General features: G+C 66.8%; 15 protein-coding genes and 1 pseudogene. 6 read left to right on the top strand and 10 right to left on the bottom strand.

What is annotated here, in order from left to right:
- Positions 1-288: 288 nt before the first annotated feature.
- The gene (locus A5775_RS19285; RefSeq protein ID WP_067255861.1) at positions 289-678 is read left to right on the top strand and encodes a phage holin family protein; all 390 of its coding nucleotides are present in this window, start codon (positions 289-291) and stop codon (positions 676-678) included.
- A gap of 2 nt (positions 679-680) precedes the next feature.
- On the opposite strand, the gene A5775_RS19280 is transcribed toward A5775_RS19285, so the two are convergent.
- The 7 genes and pseudogenes from A5775_RS19280 to A5775_RS19250 all read right to left on the bottom strand — a co-directional run bounded on the left by A5775_RS19280 (position 681) and on the right by A5775_RS19250 (position 5,985).
- Positions 681-1,655 (bottom strand): FAD-dependent oxidoreductase, encoded by a 975-nt coding sequence (locus A5775_RS19280; protein WP_067255859.1) that lies wholly within the window; start codon positions 1,653-1,655, stop codon positions 681-683.
- A 328-nt stretch (positions 1,656-1,983) separates the two neighbouring features.
- Positions 1,984-2,529 (bottom strand): annotated as a pseudogene (locus tag A5775_RS26320) (hypothetical protein); the annotation flags it as partial.
- A gap of 98 nt (positions 2,530-2,627) precedes the next feature.
- Complete coding sequence (locus tag A5775_RS19270; RefSeq protein ID WP_067255856.1) at positions 2,628-3,122, bottom strand: SRPBCC family protein; 495 nt, start codon at positions 3,120-3,122, stop codon at positions 2,628-2,630.
- Entirely contained in the window at positions 3,122-3,763 is a 642-nt protein-coding gene (locus tag A5775_RS19265) for a nitroreductase family protein (RefSeq protein WP_067255853.1), read from the bottom strand. Before A5775_RS19265 ends, A5775_RS19270 begins: the two co-directional genes overlap by 1 nt.
- Before the next feature lie 21 nt (positions 3,764-3,784).
- The gene (locus A5775_RS19260; RefSeq protein ID WP_067255851.1) at positions 3,785-4,267 is read right to left on the bottom strand and encodes a carboxymuconolactone decarboxylase family protein; all 483 of its coding nucleotides are present in this window, start codon (positions 4,265-4,267) and stop codon (positions 3,785-3,787) included.
- 66 nt (positions 4,268-4,333) lie between these two features.
- Positions 4,334-5,305, bottom strand: coding sequence for a nitronate monooxygenase family protein (locus A5775_RS19255; RefSeq protein WP_067255927.1), 972 nt, complete (start codon positions 5,303-5,305; stop codon positions 4,334-4,336).
- Between the two features lie 80 nt (positions 5,306-5,385).
- Positions 5,386-5,985 (bottom strand): TetR/AcrR family transcriptional regulator, encoded by a 600-nt coding sequence (locus A5775_RS19250; protein ID WP_067255849.1) that lies wholly within the window; start codon positions 5,983-5,985, stop codon positions 5,386-5,388.
- A gap of 102 nt (positions 5,986-6,087) precedes the next feature.
- On the opposite strand from A5775_RS19250, the gene A5775_RS19245 reads away from it, so the two are divergent.
- Positions 6,088-7,653, top strand: coding sequence for an NAD(P)/FAD-dependent oxidoreductase (locus A5775_RS19245; protein WP_067255847.1), 1,566 nt, complete (start codon positions 6,088-6,090; stop codon positions 7,651-7,653).
- Between the two features lie 10 nt (positions 7,654-7,663).
- Here A5775_RS19245 and A5775_RS19240 read toward each other — a convergent pair whose 3' ends face one another.
- Positions 7,664-8,257 carry a YbhB/YbcL family Raf kinase inhibitor-like protein gene (locus A5775_RS19240; RefSeq protein WP_369827892.1) on the bottom strand — a complete coding sequence of 198 codons (594 nt, stop codon included), beginning with the start codon at positions 8,255-8,257 and terminating at the stop codon, positions 7,664-7,666.
- A 71-nt stretch (positions 8,258-8,328) separates the two neighbouring features.
- Positions 8,329-8,775: an SRPBCC family protein gene (locus tag A5775_RS19235; RefSeq protein ID WP_067255843.1), complete on the bottom strand. Its 447-nt coding sequence runs from the start codon at positions 8,773-8,775 to the stop codon at positions 8,329-8,331.
- A 90-nt stretch (positions 8,776-8,865) separates the two neighbouring features.
- On the opposite strand from A5775_RS19235, the gene A5775_RS19230 reads away from it, so the two are divergent.
- The 4 genes from A5775_RS19230 (at position 8,866) to A5775_RS19215 (ending at position 14,160) form a co-directional block, all read left to right on the top strand.
- Positions 8,866-9,579 carry an MBL fold metallo-hydrolase gene (locus A5775_RS19230; RefSeq protein WP_067255924.1) on the top strand — a complete coding sequence of 238 codons (714 nt, stop codon included), beginning with the start codon at positions 8,866-8,868 and terminating at the stop codon, positions 9,577-9,579.
- 137 nt (positions 9,580-9,716) lie between these two features.
- Positions 9,717-12,005: an isocitrate lyase ICL2 gene (gene aceA / locus A5775_RS19225; protein ID WP_067255841.1), complete on the top strand. Its 2,289-nt coding sequence runs from the start codon at positions 9,717-9,719 to the stop codon at positions 12,003-12,005.
- Positions 12,006-12,417: 412 nt separating this feature from the next.
- The gene (locus A5775_RS25540) at positions 12,418-12,825 is read left to right on the top strand and encodes a hypothetical protein (protein ID WP_067255839.1); all 408 of its coding nucleotides are present in this window, start codon (positions 12,418-12,420) and stop codon (positions 12,823-12,825) included.
- A gap of 171 nt (positions 12,826-12,996) precedes the next feature.
- Positions 12,997-14,160, top strand: a complete 1,164-nt coding sequence (locus A5775_RS19215) for an LLM class flavin-dependent oxidoreductase (protein ID WP_067255837.1) — start codon at positions 12,997-12,999, stop codon at positions 14,158-14,160.
- 96 nt (positions 14,161-14,256) lie between these two features.
- Here the strand turns inward: A5775_RS19215 and A5775_RS19210 are convergent, their stop codons facing one another.
- Positions 14,257-14,724 carry an SRPBCC family protein gene (locus A5775_RS19210; RefSeq protein ID WP_067255835.1) on the bottom strand — a complete coding sequence of 156 codons (468 nt, stop codon included), beginning with the start codon at positions 14,722-14,724 and terminating at the stop codon, positions 14,257-14,259.
- Between the last annotated feature and the right edge of the window lie 16 nt (positions 14,725-14,740).

Here is a 14,740-nt window from a genome sequence, read left to right as displayed (position 1 = left end):
GCGCAGGCACGGTCCACCTCGGCATCGAGCGCGTCGAACACCGCGTCGACATCGGGCAGACCAGTGGAACTCACACCGCGAAACTATCGACACCCACCGACACAAAACCCCGTATTGTGACCGCTGAAACCACAGTGACACAAGGGATTTCGCTATGCGTTTTCGATATCCGTAATCGCGCCCGCGCGAGGCACGAGAACCGGCGGCCGAAGCCGGTCACCCCGGTCAGAACCAGCCGTGCCGATTTCCGCTTACCTTCCCGGCCGTCCGGGTGGCAGGATCTGAGGTATGGGCCCATTTTTGGTGCGCGCCGCGCTGACCGGATTTGCGTTGTGGATCGTGACCCTTTTCGTGCACGGCCTGAGCTTCGTGGGCGGCAGCACGAGGCTGGAGCGGGTCGGCATCATCTTCGTCGTCGCCGTGATCTTTGGTCTGGTCAACGCGTTCATCAAGCCCGTCGTCCAGATCTTGTCGATCCCGCTCTACATCGTGACGCTTGGCTTGTTCCACGTCGTCATCAATGCGCTGATGCTCTGGATCACCGCGCGGATCACGGAGCACACCACCCACTGGGGCCTGCAGATCGACCACTTTTGGTGGACCGCAATATGGGCCGCGATCGTCCTGTCGATCGTCAGTTGGTTGCTGTCCTTGATTATTCGCCGCACCGGCGTCTGAAGTCAGCGCTCGCCGACCAGGCTCACCACGTCACGCGCACAACCCCAGGACAACGTGACGCCGTTGCTGCTGTGGCCGTAGTTGTGGATGCACAATGCCTGTCCGCAGGCCCGCCCCAGCGGTTCGGCTTCCACACGCACCGACGGACGGTCGGGACGCAGTCCCGTGATGACCTCAATCACCTCGGCGTCGCCCAGTCGCGGCTCGATTCGGCGGCAGCGTTGCAGGATGCGTTCGGTCACCTCGGGTTCCGCGGTGGTGTCCCAGCGGTCGGGGATGCTGATTCCGCCGCACACCACCCGTTGTGGATGGGGGAAGAAGCAGGTCCACTCGGGCCCCTCGTTCAGCTCCAGAAACAGTTGCTGCAGACCGGGATTGGTGAGCACAACGTGCTGGCCGAATAACGGCCGCACGGTGTGGTCGCCGGTGAGCGTGCCCGCGCCGAGACCGGTGCAGTTGACGACGATGTCGGCGGCGTCGGCGGCCTCAGACAGGGACCGAACGGGATGCTCTTCGATCCCGCAGCCGGCGGCCGCCAGGCGCCGTGTCAGGTAATCGAGATAGCGCGGCATGTCGATCATCGGCACGGTGGCGCGAAATCCGGTTTTGTAACCTGGCGGGACGTGGGCCGGATCGGCCGGCCGCAGATCGGGAATCAGCGCGGCCGCGGACGACATCGCCTGCGTGGCAGTAAACTCGCCGACGGCCAGCGCCGGCGCCAGCAACACACCGGAGTCCGGAGTGCCGGCCAGATCGCGGAACACCTGCAGAGAGTGCTCGGTCCAACGCAGCGTCTCGGACGCGCGTTCGGCGGGCCGCGGGGGAGCCCAGACGGCGCCCGCCACCGCCGAGGTCGTGTGCTTCGGCATCGTGGCCGCCCATACCCGGACCGGCCAACCCGCCTCGGCCAGGCAGATGGCCGACGTCAATCCGCTGACGCCGGCACCGACCACGACGATCTGCTGCGTACTGGCCACGGCGCCACCGTAGCGAAAACACGCCGGCCGCGGGACGCGGCCGGTCAGCGTCGGGAGCTAGCGGGGCCGTTCAGGAATGCGCGGCTTGCGGGGCGACGGGGGTTGCGGGCGCGGCCGCCGGCGCTTGCGGGGCGACGGGGGTTGCGGGCGCTTGCGGGGCGACGGGTGCCACCGGTGCTTGCGGGGCCGGCACGGCCGCCGGCGCTTGCGGGGCGACGGGTGCCACCGGCGCTTGCGGGGCGACAGGGGTTGCCGGCGCGGCCGCCGGCGCTTGCGGGGCGACGGGGGTTGCCGGCGCGGCCGCCGGCGCTTGCGGGGCGGGTGATGCTTGCGCGGGTCGCTGCGCATTGCCACCCAGCAGGCCGTTGAGGATGCCGAGTGTGCCCTGCACGCCCGCGGGCGGCGTTTGTGGGGGTGGAACCGCGTCCGGGGTCAGTTGCCAGGGCTGGCAGCCCGAGGTCTTGAACGATTTGTCGCCCGGGTCGATCTGAACTACCTGCGGCTTTTTGGTCATGGCGTTGTCGATGAGCGCACCGTCGGGGTTGCTGGTCCGTTTCCAGTAGCACGTGCCGTTTTCGACGGGGCCGCCGGAGCTGTAGATGCCCGGCACGATGTCGCTGCCCACCGCGTAGATGCCGTCCTTGTCGATGGTGGTCTTCGGTCCTTCCGGCGCGGGTGACGGGGGGCCCCCCGGCGACGCTGCGGGTGACGGCGCGGCCGACGGTGCTGCTGAAGGAGGCGCCGGTGACGCCGCCGGTGAGGGTGCCGGCGTCGCCGCCGGCCCCGGGGCGGGTCCCCGTGTCTCGTCCGGGTCGGCGCCGGCGACGACCGTCGACGCGGCCCACCCCGCGACCATCAAACCCGCGGCAGCCAACCGTGCCGCAGTAGCTACTCCACCCATAGAAATTGAGGGTACCGGGGTCAAGAAGCTAATTCATGTCGTTGTGCAATGAGCCGGGCAGCAAAGAGCGCCTACCCAAGCCGTCGAACTCGGCCCGCGTGACCGAGCGCATGCTCGTACGTCTCGAGGTTGTCGCGGGAAATTTTCCTGTGCACGGGCCGTTCGAGAAAGAAGCGCAGGACCGGGTTGTAGGCGTGATACGTCTCGTGGAACGTCAGCACGGTGGTTCCGTCGGGCCGCTCTTCGAGCTGGTGATATCCCTCGGCGCGCGACCACAGCGGGGCACCGACGGCCACGTACCGCGAAAGCTTGTTGATCTCGGCTTCGGTCACGGTTTCCCAGGACCGCGCCCGGCCGCCGGTCAGCAAGTATTTGGGCACTTCGAAGATGCAGGTGCGGACCAAGCCCTCGCCGGCTTCGTTTCCCTCGTTGAGGATTTCCATGCTGCCGGTCGGCCACGTGAGCACCCGCGGGCGCGGGGCGTTCGGCGGCGCCGGCGGATGCAGCACTCGCCAAACCTTCCGCGGCGGCGCGTCGATGTGGAATCGCACGGTGTAGGACTGCATCAGCCGTCTCCATCAGCCGGTATCCAGCCGTCCCAATACGTGATGGTCTCGGCGGGTGGCCGCTTGGCCGGCCGAAAGTCGGTGCCGATCGTGTAGGCGACGGGGAACAGCGCGGCCTGGGTGACGGTCGGCGGAATGCCGAGCAGCTCGGCGACCTCCTTTTCCTTGAACAGATGCATCGTGGTCCACACCGATCCCAGGCCGCGAGAGCGCAGCGCCAGCAGAAAGCTCCAGCCGGCCGGGATGATCGACGCCCACGCCGCCGCGGCGATGCCGGGTTCCGCGGTGTCGATGCGCTGATTGAGGCAGGGAATGACGTGCACCGGCACGTCGGCCAGCGTCTCGGTCAGGCTCATCGCGCTCTGGTACACCCGCTGCGTCTGCGTGTCCGTCGCGTTGTCGGCCGCGTACGCCAGATACTGCGCACCGATGCTGCGGTAGATCTCGGCGATGGCCGCGCGTTTGTCCGGGTCGGTGATCACCAGCCAACGCCAGTCCTGTGTGTTGCTCGCCGTGGGCGCCTGCATCGCGAGCTGGATGCACTCCAGGATCACGTCGCGGCTGACCGGCCGGGTCAGGTCGAGCCGTTTGCGCACCGACCGTGTGGTGCTCAGCAGTTTGTCGACGGTGGCGATGTCCATGGATTCCTTCCCGATGCGTGATTAGACGTCGATGGCGCAGGACTGGTCGATGCCCAGCACGGTCAAGGAGCGCCCCAGGCCGAGAAAGACGGCAACGCACAGCGTGAGATCCAGGATCTCCTCGTCCGAGAAGGAGTCCCGAAGTCGTTGGAAGAATGCATCATTCATAGATGCGTGGTCGTTGGCGAAGCGCTCGGCGTACTCAATGGCAAGGCGCTGACGCGGCGTGTAACCGGGGTAGCTGGCATACGCGGCGACGTTGTCGTATAGCTCGGGTGCCACGCCGGCATCCAGCACCGACTGGGCGCGAAAGCCCGAGCAGGCGACGCAATCGTTGATCAGTGCGATCCGCATCCTGGCCAGCTCGCGCTCGTCGGCGGGCAGGATGCTCTGCTGATAAGCGCCGCGGATCATGCGTTCGACCATGCCGGCGAGTTGCGGCCGTAGCGTCCAGATCATGGCGGCTTCGCCGCCGGGGCCGTCCGGCACGTTGAGACGGGCCATCAGCGAACTCCTGCCCGCGGAAAATGAGGTATCGAGCTGAGCAAACCAGACCCTCAGCTCGGCTGTCTAGGGCTTGGCGTCCCGATTGAGAATGCGCGCCGCTTCGCTAACCATGGCGGCGACGATGTCGCCCGCGGGTCGGACATCGCGGACGCGTCCCACCCCTTCGCCGGTCAATATGGCCGCGGTATCGAAATCCTCAGCGGCAACGGCCTTCTCGTAGTCGGTGACCGCTCGGGGCAGCTGCGCCGACAGCTCGTCCTCGTTACCGTGCCAGGTGTCCAGGAATGCATTCCCCAGCGCCCGCACGCTGTATTCGGCGGGCCAGTCGAGACGGCGCACGAGGTCATAGACGCGGGTGCGCACGGTGTCGTCGCCGCGGGCGTCCACCGCCCGCTGCTGCGCTCGCGGCGACACCAACGCCTCCGGCGTCGCCCAGAACCTGGTTCCCACCACCGCGCCGTCAGCACCCAACGCCAGCGCAGCCGCCAAGCCGCGACCGTCGCCGACGCCGCCGGCGGCCACCACCAACGCGTCGGGCGAGCGTTCGGCCACGAGGTCGACGACCTCGGGCACCAGCGTGAAGGTCGACCGCCCGCTCACTCCGTGCCCGCCCGCTTCGGTGCCCTGCGCCACGATGATTTCCGCCCCGGCGTCCAAGGCATGGCGTGTCTGGTCAAGGTTCTGCACCTGGGCGGTGAGCGCAACGCCTGCCCCGTGGATGCGATCGGCGAAAGGACGCAGCTCGCCGAAGGACAACATGATCGTCGCCGGTTGCCGGGCCAGCGCGATGTCGAGCACGCCCGGGTTCCGGGCCAGGCTCCAGGTGATGAACCCGCACCCGACGCGGGCGCCGTCGGCGTTGTCGAATTCGCGTCGCAGCCATGCGGCATCGCCATATCCCCCGCCGATGAGGCCCAGGCCCCCGGCTGCGGTCACCGCGGCGGCGAGCCGGCCCCCGGAGACCAGGGCCATCGGCGCGAGCAGGACGGGGTGCTCGATACCGAAGAATTCCGTCAGGCGAGTTTGCAAAGGCATGGTTTTACTCACTTCAGCTGGGAGCGCGGGCCGGACGTCTACTGCAACCGACGTTAGGGCGGCGGAAATCCCTCGGTTACTCAGGCAAGCCGCGCCAGGCCGGAGCGCACCAGGTCGAGGCTTGTGGCGACGTCGTCGCCGAGGTCGCCCACACAGCCGTTGCGACCCCAATTCTCTACTGCCGCAACGAGAGCCGCGGCGATTGCGGAGCCCGCAACCTCGGCGGCCAGGTCGATGTCCGCCATATCCGGGTTACGCTTCCTGACGAAATCGGTGAGCACGCGGGCGAACGAGGCCTGCACCACCCGTAGATGGCCGGCGATCCGCTCGGCGCTGATCAGCTCCGCGCGGGCGGTCGCAGCCTGACGGACCACTTCGAGGTCGTGCGGGAAGACGGAAACGCTCGCCAGCACCGCATCGAACAACGACTCCGACGGCGGGCGTTGGGCGAGCGCCGCGGCCAGCCATTCCAGCTGTGTCTCGTAGTCCTGGAAAAGAACGGCTTCCTTGGTGGGGAAGTGCCGGAAGAAGGTCCGCTCGGTAACACCGGCCTCGCGTGCCAGCTCGGTGACCGTGACATTTGCAAAACCCTTGTGGGCGAAGCTCTTCAACGCCGCGCGGCGAAGTGCCTCATGCGTCGATCGTCGTCGTTGTTCATGACGGTTGCCCGGGGCGGTCATCTCAGGGCGATCGTATCCCAGCCGAAGTGGTCAACACTGACATCTTCCAATTATGTCAGTACTGACATATTCTGCACTCGGGAACCTGATGGAGGCGAGGCCATGAGCACGGATTACGACGCGATCGTGGTGGGGGCCGGGCACAACGGGCTGACGGCCGCGGCGATTCTGCAGCGCGCGGGCCTGCGCACCGTATGCCTGGAAGCCAACACCTATGCGGGTGGCATGGCTGCGACGGTCGAATTGATCGACGGCTTCCGGTACGAGATCGCCGGTTCGGTGCAGTTCCCCATGGCAAGCCAACTCACCAAGGACCTCGGACTCGACACGCTGCCGGCGGTCGAGCCCGATGTGATGTCGATCAACATCGGCGAACACGGCGAAGAGCCGATGATCTTCTATCGCGACCCGATGCGACTCATGACGCATCTGGGCGAGAAGCACGGAGTCGAGGCCGTCACCGGCATGGCCGAATTGATCGGTTGGAGCCAGGCACCGGCGAAGGCGCTGGGCCGCTTCGACATACGCCAGCCGCCCAAGACCCTGGACGAGATGTATGCCTGCGCGACCAACGACGCCGAACGCCGGGCCATCCACGACATGTTGTTCGGCTCGGCGATGGACGTGATCGACCGCTATCTGCCCGATAGAGACAAGCACGCGGTCATGCGCGGGATGCTGGCATTCCTGGCGGTCAACTCGACCTATCGCGGCCCGTATACACCGGGCAGCGCAACATGTTTGGCGTTCGCCCTTGCGGTGCCCGACGGCAGCACCGCGATGATGACCAAGCTGAAGGGCGGCATCGGCGCACTCACCGAACACCTGCGTGAGCTCTTCCTCTCCCATGGCGGCGAGATCCGTTTCCGCGCCAAGGCCGAGCAGATCCTCGTCAACCAGCACAAGGTCACCGGTGTGCGACTGCGCGACGGCTCGACAATCTCGGCGCCGATCGTGGTGTCCAACCTGTCGCCCGATGTCACCCTCACCGAACTCATCGCACCCGAACACGTTCCCGCGGAGCTCGTCTCCCGCGTATCCGGCCGCGACCACCGCGCGTCATTCGTACAGATCCACTTCGCCCTGGACGGACTGCCCGAATTCGCCCCGCCGTATGAGTTCGTCAACGCCGACGGTATGCAACAGTCGATCGGTATCTTCGGGTCACCCGAATCCCAACAGCTGCACTGGGAAAATTGCCGACGGGGCATTGTCCCGGACAATCCCTCGATGGGGATGCAGATCCCGTCGGTGCACGACCCCGCCATGGCGCCGCCCGGCAAGCACGCGGCGAGCGCCTTCGCCTACGCCTTCCCGGTCGAGGTCAGCCGCGGCGAGCATGGGCACCTCAAAAACGAGATGGCGCAACGGGTTATCGACAAGATCACCCGGCTCGCGCCGAACTTCAAGGACATCGTGATACGCCACATCACGTTCGCGCCGTACCACATGAACACCATGTTCGGTGCACCCGACGGCGACTTCTGCCACGGGTTGTTGCACCCAGACCTGATGGGCCCCAACCGGCCCGGCCCGAGAGGCTTTCTCGATTTGCCCATCGGAATCGACGGACTCTACCTCGGCGGCGCCGGCTGCCATGGCGGACCGGGCATCACCTTCACCCCCGGATACAACGCCGGCTATCAGGTGCTCGACGACGCGTCCTGACGCCGACGGATCAGCCGCCGAACGCCCCGATGAGCTGCGCCTGCGCGGTCGCGGCTCCGCCGATCGTCTGCGCGGCCTGCACGCCGGCCAGGCCACCGGGCAACTGGTAGTCGCTGGGAAGCTGGTAGAGCGTGAACCGGTATCGATGAGTCCCGGTGCCCGCCGGGGGACACGGGCCCTGGTACGCGGACTGGCCGGCCGTGTTCGGCAGAGTGGTCGCGCCGCCCGGAGTCTGACCCTCGGCCGTGCTGCCGGCCCCGGGGGCGATTCCGACCACCACCCAGTGCACGTACAACCCGGCCGGGGCGTCGGGGTCGTCGACGACGAGCGCCGCGCCCAACGGGGCCGACCATGCCAACGGCGGGGCGATGTCGGCGCCTTTGCAGGTGTAGCGCACCGGAATTGGCGCGCCGTCGACGAATGCCGGGCTACTGATCATCAACGGCCCGGTGGCGGGCGCGCTGGGCGCCGTCCGCCCGAGCGTTGTGAGCTTCGGCGCCGGAGACGATGTCATGGGGCTGCCACCACGTTCGCCGCACCCTGCCAGCGCCCCCAGCAGCATCACCGCGCCCATGAGCGCTGCGATTCGGCGAAACACCGGCATCGAGTCCATGAAAACAGTCTGGCCCGCGCGGTCGCGCAGCGGAAGCGCCCGTTTCCCAGCGGCGAATTCTTTTACTTACCGCGTTTCTCGACGTCGAGCACCCGCTTGCGCAGTCCGTCGGTGGCCGTGTCCATCAGACTCTTGGCGCCCTTCTTGACCAGGAATCCCGGAACGGGCGCCACCAGGTCGACCGTGAGGTCGAAGCGGACCCGAGTGGCGTCGCCGTCGGGCGTCAACGTGTACCGACCCTCCTGGGCGCGTTGCTGTTTGGAGCTGACCAGGGTCCAGCCGACTCCGTCGTCGTAAACCGTGTACGCGAGCTCCTGTTCGTCGCTGACGCCGACGAGTTTGACCACCTGTCTGGATCTAGTCGGGTGGTCCTGGTCGTCCCGCTCGAGCACTTCGACCTTCTTGTGCGCCGAGGACCATTCGGTCAGCGACTCGAGGTCGAACAGAACATCCATGATTTCGTCGGGTGTCGCTTCGATGACGACTTCGCGGGAATCGGTGATAGCCATATCGGGGAGATAGCCGGTGCGGTGACGCACGAAACCCGACCGCACCAGGGCTTGACCTCGCGGTGCCCCGTGGCGGCTACCTTTCTGGGTGTGCATTTCGCCTGGGAAACGCTGACCAGCGGTGTGCACCGCTGCCGGCTCCCGTTCTGCGATGTCACCATCGGGCTGGTGCGCGGCCGCGCCGGAACGCTGCTCGTCGATACGGGCACCACGCTCGCCGAAGCGGCCGCGATCGACGTTGACGTCCGGCAGCTTGCCGGACGTCCGGTGAGCCATATCGTGTTGACGCACAAGCACTTCGACCATGTCTTGGGCTCATCGCTGTTTGGCGGGGCGGAGATCTATTGCGCGCCCGAGGTGGCCGGCTACCTCACCTCGGCGACCGACCAGATCCGCGCGGACGCGTTGCGTCATGGCGCCGATGCCGCCGAGGTGGACGCCGCGATCGCCGCGCTGCGTCCTCCGCACCGCGAGATCTACGACGCCTCGGTCGACCTGGGAGACCGGACGGTGCACATCACGTACCTCGGGCCCGGGCATACCGCCTCGGACTTGGTGGTGGTCGCGCCGGCGACCACCGGCGGCGAGAGGGTGGTGGTATTCACCGGCGATCTGGTCGAGGAGTCCGCCGACCCCGCGATCGACGCCGATTCCGACGTGGCGGCCTGGCCCGCGACTCTCGACCGGGTGCTGGCGGTCGGGGGACCCGACGCCATCTACGTCCCGGGCCACGGCGAAGTCGTCGACGCCGCATTCGTTCGTCGTCAGCGGGACTGGCTGGACGCCCGCACGGCCGGTCGGTGAGCGTTGCCGCATCGAAACACCTTGCATCCCAGCGCTTTTCCCATCGTTTTGGCCCAGTCTTTCGGCTCCTGATTGAACTGCCCCGCCCGGGGATAGACTCACGGTCAGTGGAGTCGTGCCGGAGAGGGGCGTAAGACATGGCGATCATCGACAAGGACACACAAGTCCGGCCATCGTTCGACGACGAGGTGGCTGCCACGCAGCGGTACTTCGACGATCCGCGCTTTGCCCGGATCACCCGCCTGTACACCGCCCGCCAGGTAGCCGAGCAGCGCGGCACCATCCCCACCGACTACACCGTGGCTCGAAACGCGGCGGCGGCCTTCTACGAGCGGCTGCGCGAGCTGTTCGCCGAGAAAAAGAGCATCACGACGTTCGGCCCGTACTCGCCCGGCCAGGCGGTCGCGATGAAGCGGATGGGCATCGAGGGCATCTACCTGGGCGGTTGGGCCACGTCGGCCAAGGGGTCGACCACCGAAGACCCCGGACCCGACCTCGCCAGCTACCCGCTGAGCCAGGTGCCCGACGACGCCGCGGTGCTGGTGCGCGCCCTGCTGACCGCCGATCGCAACCAGCAGTACCAACGTCTGCAGATGAGCGAGAAGCAGCGCGCCGCGGCCACGGTCTACGACTACCGGCCGTTCATCATCGCCGACGCGGACACCGGCCACGGCGGTGACCCGCACGTGCGCAACCTGATCCGCAGGTTCGTCGAGGTCGGCGTACCCGGCTACCACATCGAGGACCAGCGCCCCGGCACCAAGAAGTGCGGCCACCAGGGCGGCAAGGTGTTGGTGCCGTCCGACGAGCAAATCAAGCGCCTCAATACCGCGCGCTTCCAGCTCGACATCATGCAGGTGCCGGGCATCATCGTCGCCCGCACCGATGCCGAGGCCGCCAACCTGCTGGACAGCCGCGCCGACGAGCGTGACCAGCCGTTCCTGCTGGGCGCCACCAACCTCAAGATTCCGTCGTACAAGTCGTGCTTCCTGGCGTTGGTGCGTCGCTTTTACGAGCTGGGCGTCAAAGAACTCAATGGTCACCTTCTGTACGCGCTGCCCGAAGGCGAGTATGCCGAGGCCGCAGCATGGCTTGAGCGCCAAGGGATCCAGGGCGTGGTCTCCGACGCCGTCAATGCCTGGCGCGAGAACAATCAACAGTCGATCGACGACCTGTTCGACCAGGTCGAGTCGCGGTTCGTGGCGGCCTGGGAGGACGACGCCGGCCTGATGACCTACGGCGAGGCCGTCGCCGATGTGCTCGCGTTCGCCGCCAGCGAGGACGAACCGGCCGACATGAGCGCCGACGAGTGGCGGGTTTTCGCGGCCAGCGCGTCGCTCTACTCCGCCAAGGCCAAGGCCAAGGATCTGGGCGTCGACCCCGGTTGGGACTGCGAACTATCGAAGACGCCCGAGGGCTACTACCAGATCCGTGGCGGCATCCCGTACGCCATCGCCAAATCACTGGCGGCGGCGCCGTTCGCCGACATTCTCTGGATGGAGACCAAGACCGCTGACCTGGCCGATGCCCGGCAGTTCGCCGATGCGATCCACGCCGAATTCCCCGACCAGATGCTGGCCTACAACCTGTCCCCGTCGTTCAACTGGGACACCACCGGCATGACCGACGAGCAGATGAAGCAGTTCCCCGAGGAACTGGGCAAGATGGGTTTCGTCTTCAACTTCATCACCTATGGCGGACACCAGATCGACGGCGTGGCCGCCGAAGAGTTCGCCACTTCGCTGCAACAAGATGGCATGCTGGCGCTGGCCCGCCTGCAGCGCAAGATGCGCCTGGTCGAATCTCCTTACCGCACACCGCAAACCCTGGTCGGCGGGCCACGCAGCGACGCGGCGCTGACCGCCTCCTCGGGCCGCACCGCAACCACCAAGTCAATGGGTGAGGGCTCGACCCAGCACCAGCACCTGGTGCAGACCGAGGTGCCGAAGAAGCTGCTCGAGGAGTGGCTGGCGATGTGGAGCGATAACTACGACCTCGGCGAGAAGCTCCGGGTCCAACTGCGCCCCCGCCGGGCCGGCTCGGACGTGCTCGAATTGGGCATCTACGGCAACGGCGACGAGCAGCTGGCCAACGTGGTCGTCGATCCGATCAAGGACCGGCACGGTCGCAGCATCCTTCAGGTGCGCGACCAGAACACCTTCGCCGAGAAGCTGCGGCAGAAGCGCCTGATGACCCTCATCCACCTGTGGCTGGTGCACCGCTTCAAGGCCGACGGGGTGATCTACGTGACGCCGACCGAGGACAACCTCTATCAGACCTCGAAGATGAAGTCCCACGGCATCTTCAGCGAGGTCTACCAGGAGGTCGGCGAGATCATCGTCGCCGAGGTGAACCAGCCCCGCATCGCCGAACTGCTGGCACCCGACCGGACGGCGCTGCGCAAGCTGATCACCAAAGAGGGGTAGCCAAGATTTGACTCCGGCCCTGGTCACACGCGTGCGCGGTCGGCGAGGCTCGACCGAAGGACGGTCTACTTAGTGAATATAAGAAATTTTCTAATTTACGAGTAAGACATTTCGCACACGGCAAGGGCCGCATACGGATACGATTTGTTTCGCCGATGGTCCATAGGCCCGAGATGGGCCATCGGCTCTTAATCTCGATGGTCAGACCCCGCGTTGGTCAGATTTCGTTGTGCCGCTGCGGCTCCGCCAATGGGCCGCCAACCCGCCACTTTGCGCCGAGGGCCCCTCCCACCCGCGTGACGGCCATCGTCACCCATCGCAATCTCGCGTCGGAAGTAGTTTGCGCGCCAGCGCCCCGGGGTAAGAAAAAGTGGGCGGCGCGATGTGCCGCAAGTGGAGATTGGGGGATCTGATGGGATCTGGACCGAGGACGACGGTTGCCCTGTTCGGCGGCGCGGCCATGCTGGTACTGGCCGTCGGATGCGGCGGCGGTCATAAAGAAGGTCCAAGCAGTACGACCACCCCGACGACGACCCCGTCTTCGAGCGTCGCTCCCTCCACAGCACCCGGTGAAGGCGGCGGCGGTACGCCCGGCGGCCCGAACGGTGGTGGCGGACCGGGTGGCGGCGGTGGCAGCGTGCCCGGCGGCCCGACCGGTGGCGGCGGTCCCGGTGGCGGCGGTGGCAGCGTGCCGGGCGGCCCGACCGGTGGCGGCGGTCCCGGTGGCGGCAGCGGCAGCATCCCCGGCGTCGGTGGTGGCGGTGGCGGACCGGGCGGTGGCGGCGGCTGCGTCGGCAACGTCTGCGGCGGCTACCCGTGATCAGCCACAGTCGTTGAGCCCCTTTTTAGTTCGCAGTCCCAGACTTGTTCCCTAGCCGGTGGGGCCATGGTTACCTGGCCCCGCCGGCTGATATCTCCTGGGTTCTTTCTTCTGGCTTCCGGCAGCGGACTTTGAGCTATGGTTCGGGGGACTCGACTGCTAGGGGATCCCATGGCCAGGCTCAGGTTCGGATATTTCATCGCCCCATTCCATCGCGCGGGCACCAATCCGACGCTGGCCCTGCAACGCGATCTGAAGTTCGTCGAGCATCTCGACGCTCTCGGCTTTGACGAAGTCTGGTTGGGCGAGCACCACTCGGCCGGTAGCGAAATCATCAGCTCCCCGGAGATCTTCATCGCCGCCGCCGCCGAACGCGCGAAGCGAATCCGGTTCGGCACCGGGGTCATTTCGCTGTCGTATCACAATCCGCTGTGGGTCGCGGACCGGCTGATGCTGCTGGACCATCTCACCCATGGCCGCATCATCGGCGGTGTCGGGCCTGGTTCGCTGCCCAGCGACTCGTCCATGATCGGGCTCACCCCCACCGACACGCGTGAGCTGCTGGAAACGAACCTCGACATCGTCGTCCGGCTGCTGGCAGGGGAGACCGTGAGCGCCAAAACGGCCACCCACCAGCTGTTCGACGCCAGGCTGCAGCTTGCCCCCTACTCCGAAGGCGGTATCCCGTTATCGGTCGCCGCGGTCGCATCGCCGACGGGCGCGCGACTGGCCGGCAAGCATGGCATCGGCCTGCTGTCGATCGGAGCGACGCTGACCGTCGAGGGCTTCAACGCCCTCTCGTACCACTGGGACATCGTCGAGGAGCGCGCGGCGACCTTCGGCGCGCAGGTCGACCGCAAAAACTGGAGCCTGGTCGGCTTGTTCCATCTCGCCGAGACCGAAAAGCAGGCCCGCGAAGAGGTCAAGTTCGGCATCGAGCCGTGGTTCCGGTACTTCCAGAAGGTGGCCGCGTTCCCGCAGATGACCATGCCGGGAGAACAGCTCGACGAGATGATCGACGTGATCAACGAAAACGGGGCGGGTGTGATCGGCACACCCGAGCGGGCGCGGGACCAGGTGCAGCGGCTGTGGGACCAGTCCGGTGGGTTCGGTTGCATGCTGCAGATGGGTCACGAGTGGGCGAACCCGGCGGCGACACGGAGATCCGCCGAATTGTTCGCCGCCGAAGTGATGCCGCACTTCCAGGGTCAGGCGCAGCCGACGCTGGACGCCGCCGCGCGCGCCGGACAGGCCCGAGAGAGCCTCGCGCAGTCCCAGCTGGATGCCGTCGCGCACATGACCAAGAAATATCAGGACGAGGTCGGCTCGAAGTAACGGCTCAGCTGCCGAACCGCCGCGTGAGTGTGCTTCGCGGACCGCGCCTTTCGGGCACCCGAGATCCCAACGACACGTAGGCCCCCAATCGCTGGGTTACCGCCCGCCGTTCGATTCGCGCTCGGCCGCCTTCACCAGCCGGCCCGCAAAAAATCGGACCGCCCCGCCCATCGCGGCACGCATCACCGGACCCGTTCCGCGGACGCCTTCGGTGAAGGAACCGGTCCAGCGGATGTCCGTGCCGCCGGCCGCATTCGGAGTGAAGACCACCTCGCCGGCGTAGTCCTTGGCCGGGCTCGGCGGCCCCACCAGCTTGTAGGCGTGGCGGCGGTCCGGCTCGTAGGCGACCGTCTCCTCCTGCACGAAGACCGGCCACATGCCCACCTTGCGGATAGCCCCGATCCCACCTGGTGCGGGATCGCCCTGGCGGGCCCAACTCGAGCGCAACACGATCGGCTTGGCCCACTGCGACCAATTGGCGCCGTCAGCGACCAGCCGGAACAGTGTCGCGGCGGGCGCGCTACTGGTACGGGTGATTTCGAAGGAGAACTTCCGGCCCGGCATCGCAACTCCTGGTGAT

Source organism: Mycobacterium sp. 852002-10029_SCH5224772 (assembly GCF_001667315.1).
Lineage (GTDB): Bacteria > Actinomycetota > Actinomycetes > Mycobacteriales > Mycobacteriaceae > Mycobacterium.
This window is presented reverse-complemented; position numbering and strand designations above follow the sequence as displayed.

Coding starts and splice junctions, on each gene's coding strand:
- A5775_RS19285 (WP_067255861.1), top strand. CDS start 289: ATGGGCCCATTTTTGGTGCGCGCCGCGCTGACCGGATTTGCGTTGTGG.
- A5775_RS19270 (WP_067255856.1), bottom strand. CDS start 3,122: ATGCAGTCCTACACCGTGCGATTCCACATCGACGCGCCGCCGCGGAAG.
- A5775_RS19265 (WP_067255853.1), bottom strand. CDS start 3,763: ATGGACATCGCCACCGTCGACAAACTGCTGAGCACCACACGGTCGGTG.
- A5775_RS19260 (WP_067255851.1), bottom strand. CDS start 4,267: ATGGCCCGTCTCAACGTGCCGGACGGCCCCGGCGGCGAAGCCGCCATG.
- A5775_RS19255 (WP_067255927.1), bottom strand. CDS start 5,305: ATGCCTTTGCAAACTCGCCTGACGGAATTCTTCGGTATCGAGCACCCC.
- A5775_RS19250 (WP_067255849.1), bottom strand. CDS start 5,985: ATGACCGCCCCGGGCAACCGTCATGAACAACGACGACGATCGACGCAT.
- A5775_RS19245 (WP_067255847.1), top strand. CDS start 6,088: ATGAGCACGGATTACGACGCGATCGTGGTGGGGGCCGGGCACAACGGG.
- A5775_RS19240 (WP_369827892.1), bottom strand. CDS start 8,257: ATGCCGGTGTTTCGCCGAATCGCAGCGCTCATGGGCGCGGTGATGCTG.
- A5775_RS19235 (WP_067255843.1), bottom strand. CDS start 8,775: ATGGCTATCACCGATTCCCGCGAAGTCGTCATCGAAGCGACACCCGAC.
- aceA (WP_067255841.1), top strand. CDS start 9,717: ATGGCGATCATCGACAAGGACACACAAGTCCGGCCATCGTTCGACGAC.
- A5775_RS25540 (WP_067255839.1), top strand. CDS start 12,418: ATGGGATCTGGACCGAGGACGACGGTTGCCCTGTTCGGCGGCGCGGCC.
- A5775_RS19215 (WP_067255837.1), top strand. CDS start 12,997: ATGGCCAGGCTCAGGTTCGGATATTTCATCGCCCCATTCCATCGCGCG.
- A5775_RS19210 (WP_067255835.1), bottom strand. CDS start 14,724: ATGCCGGGCCGGAAGTTCTCCTTCGAAATCACCCGTACCAGTAGCGCG.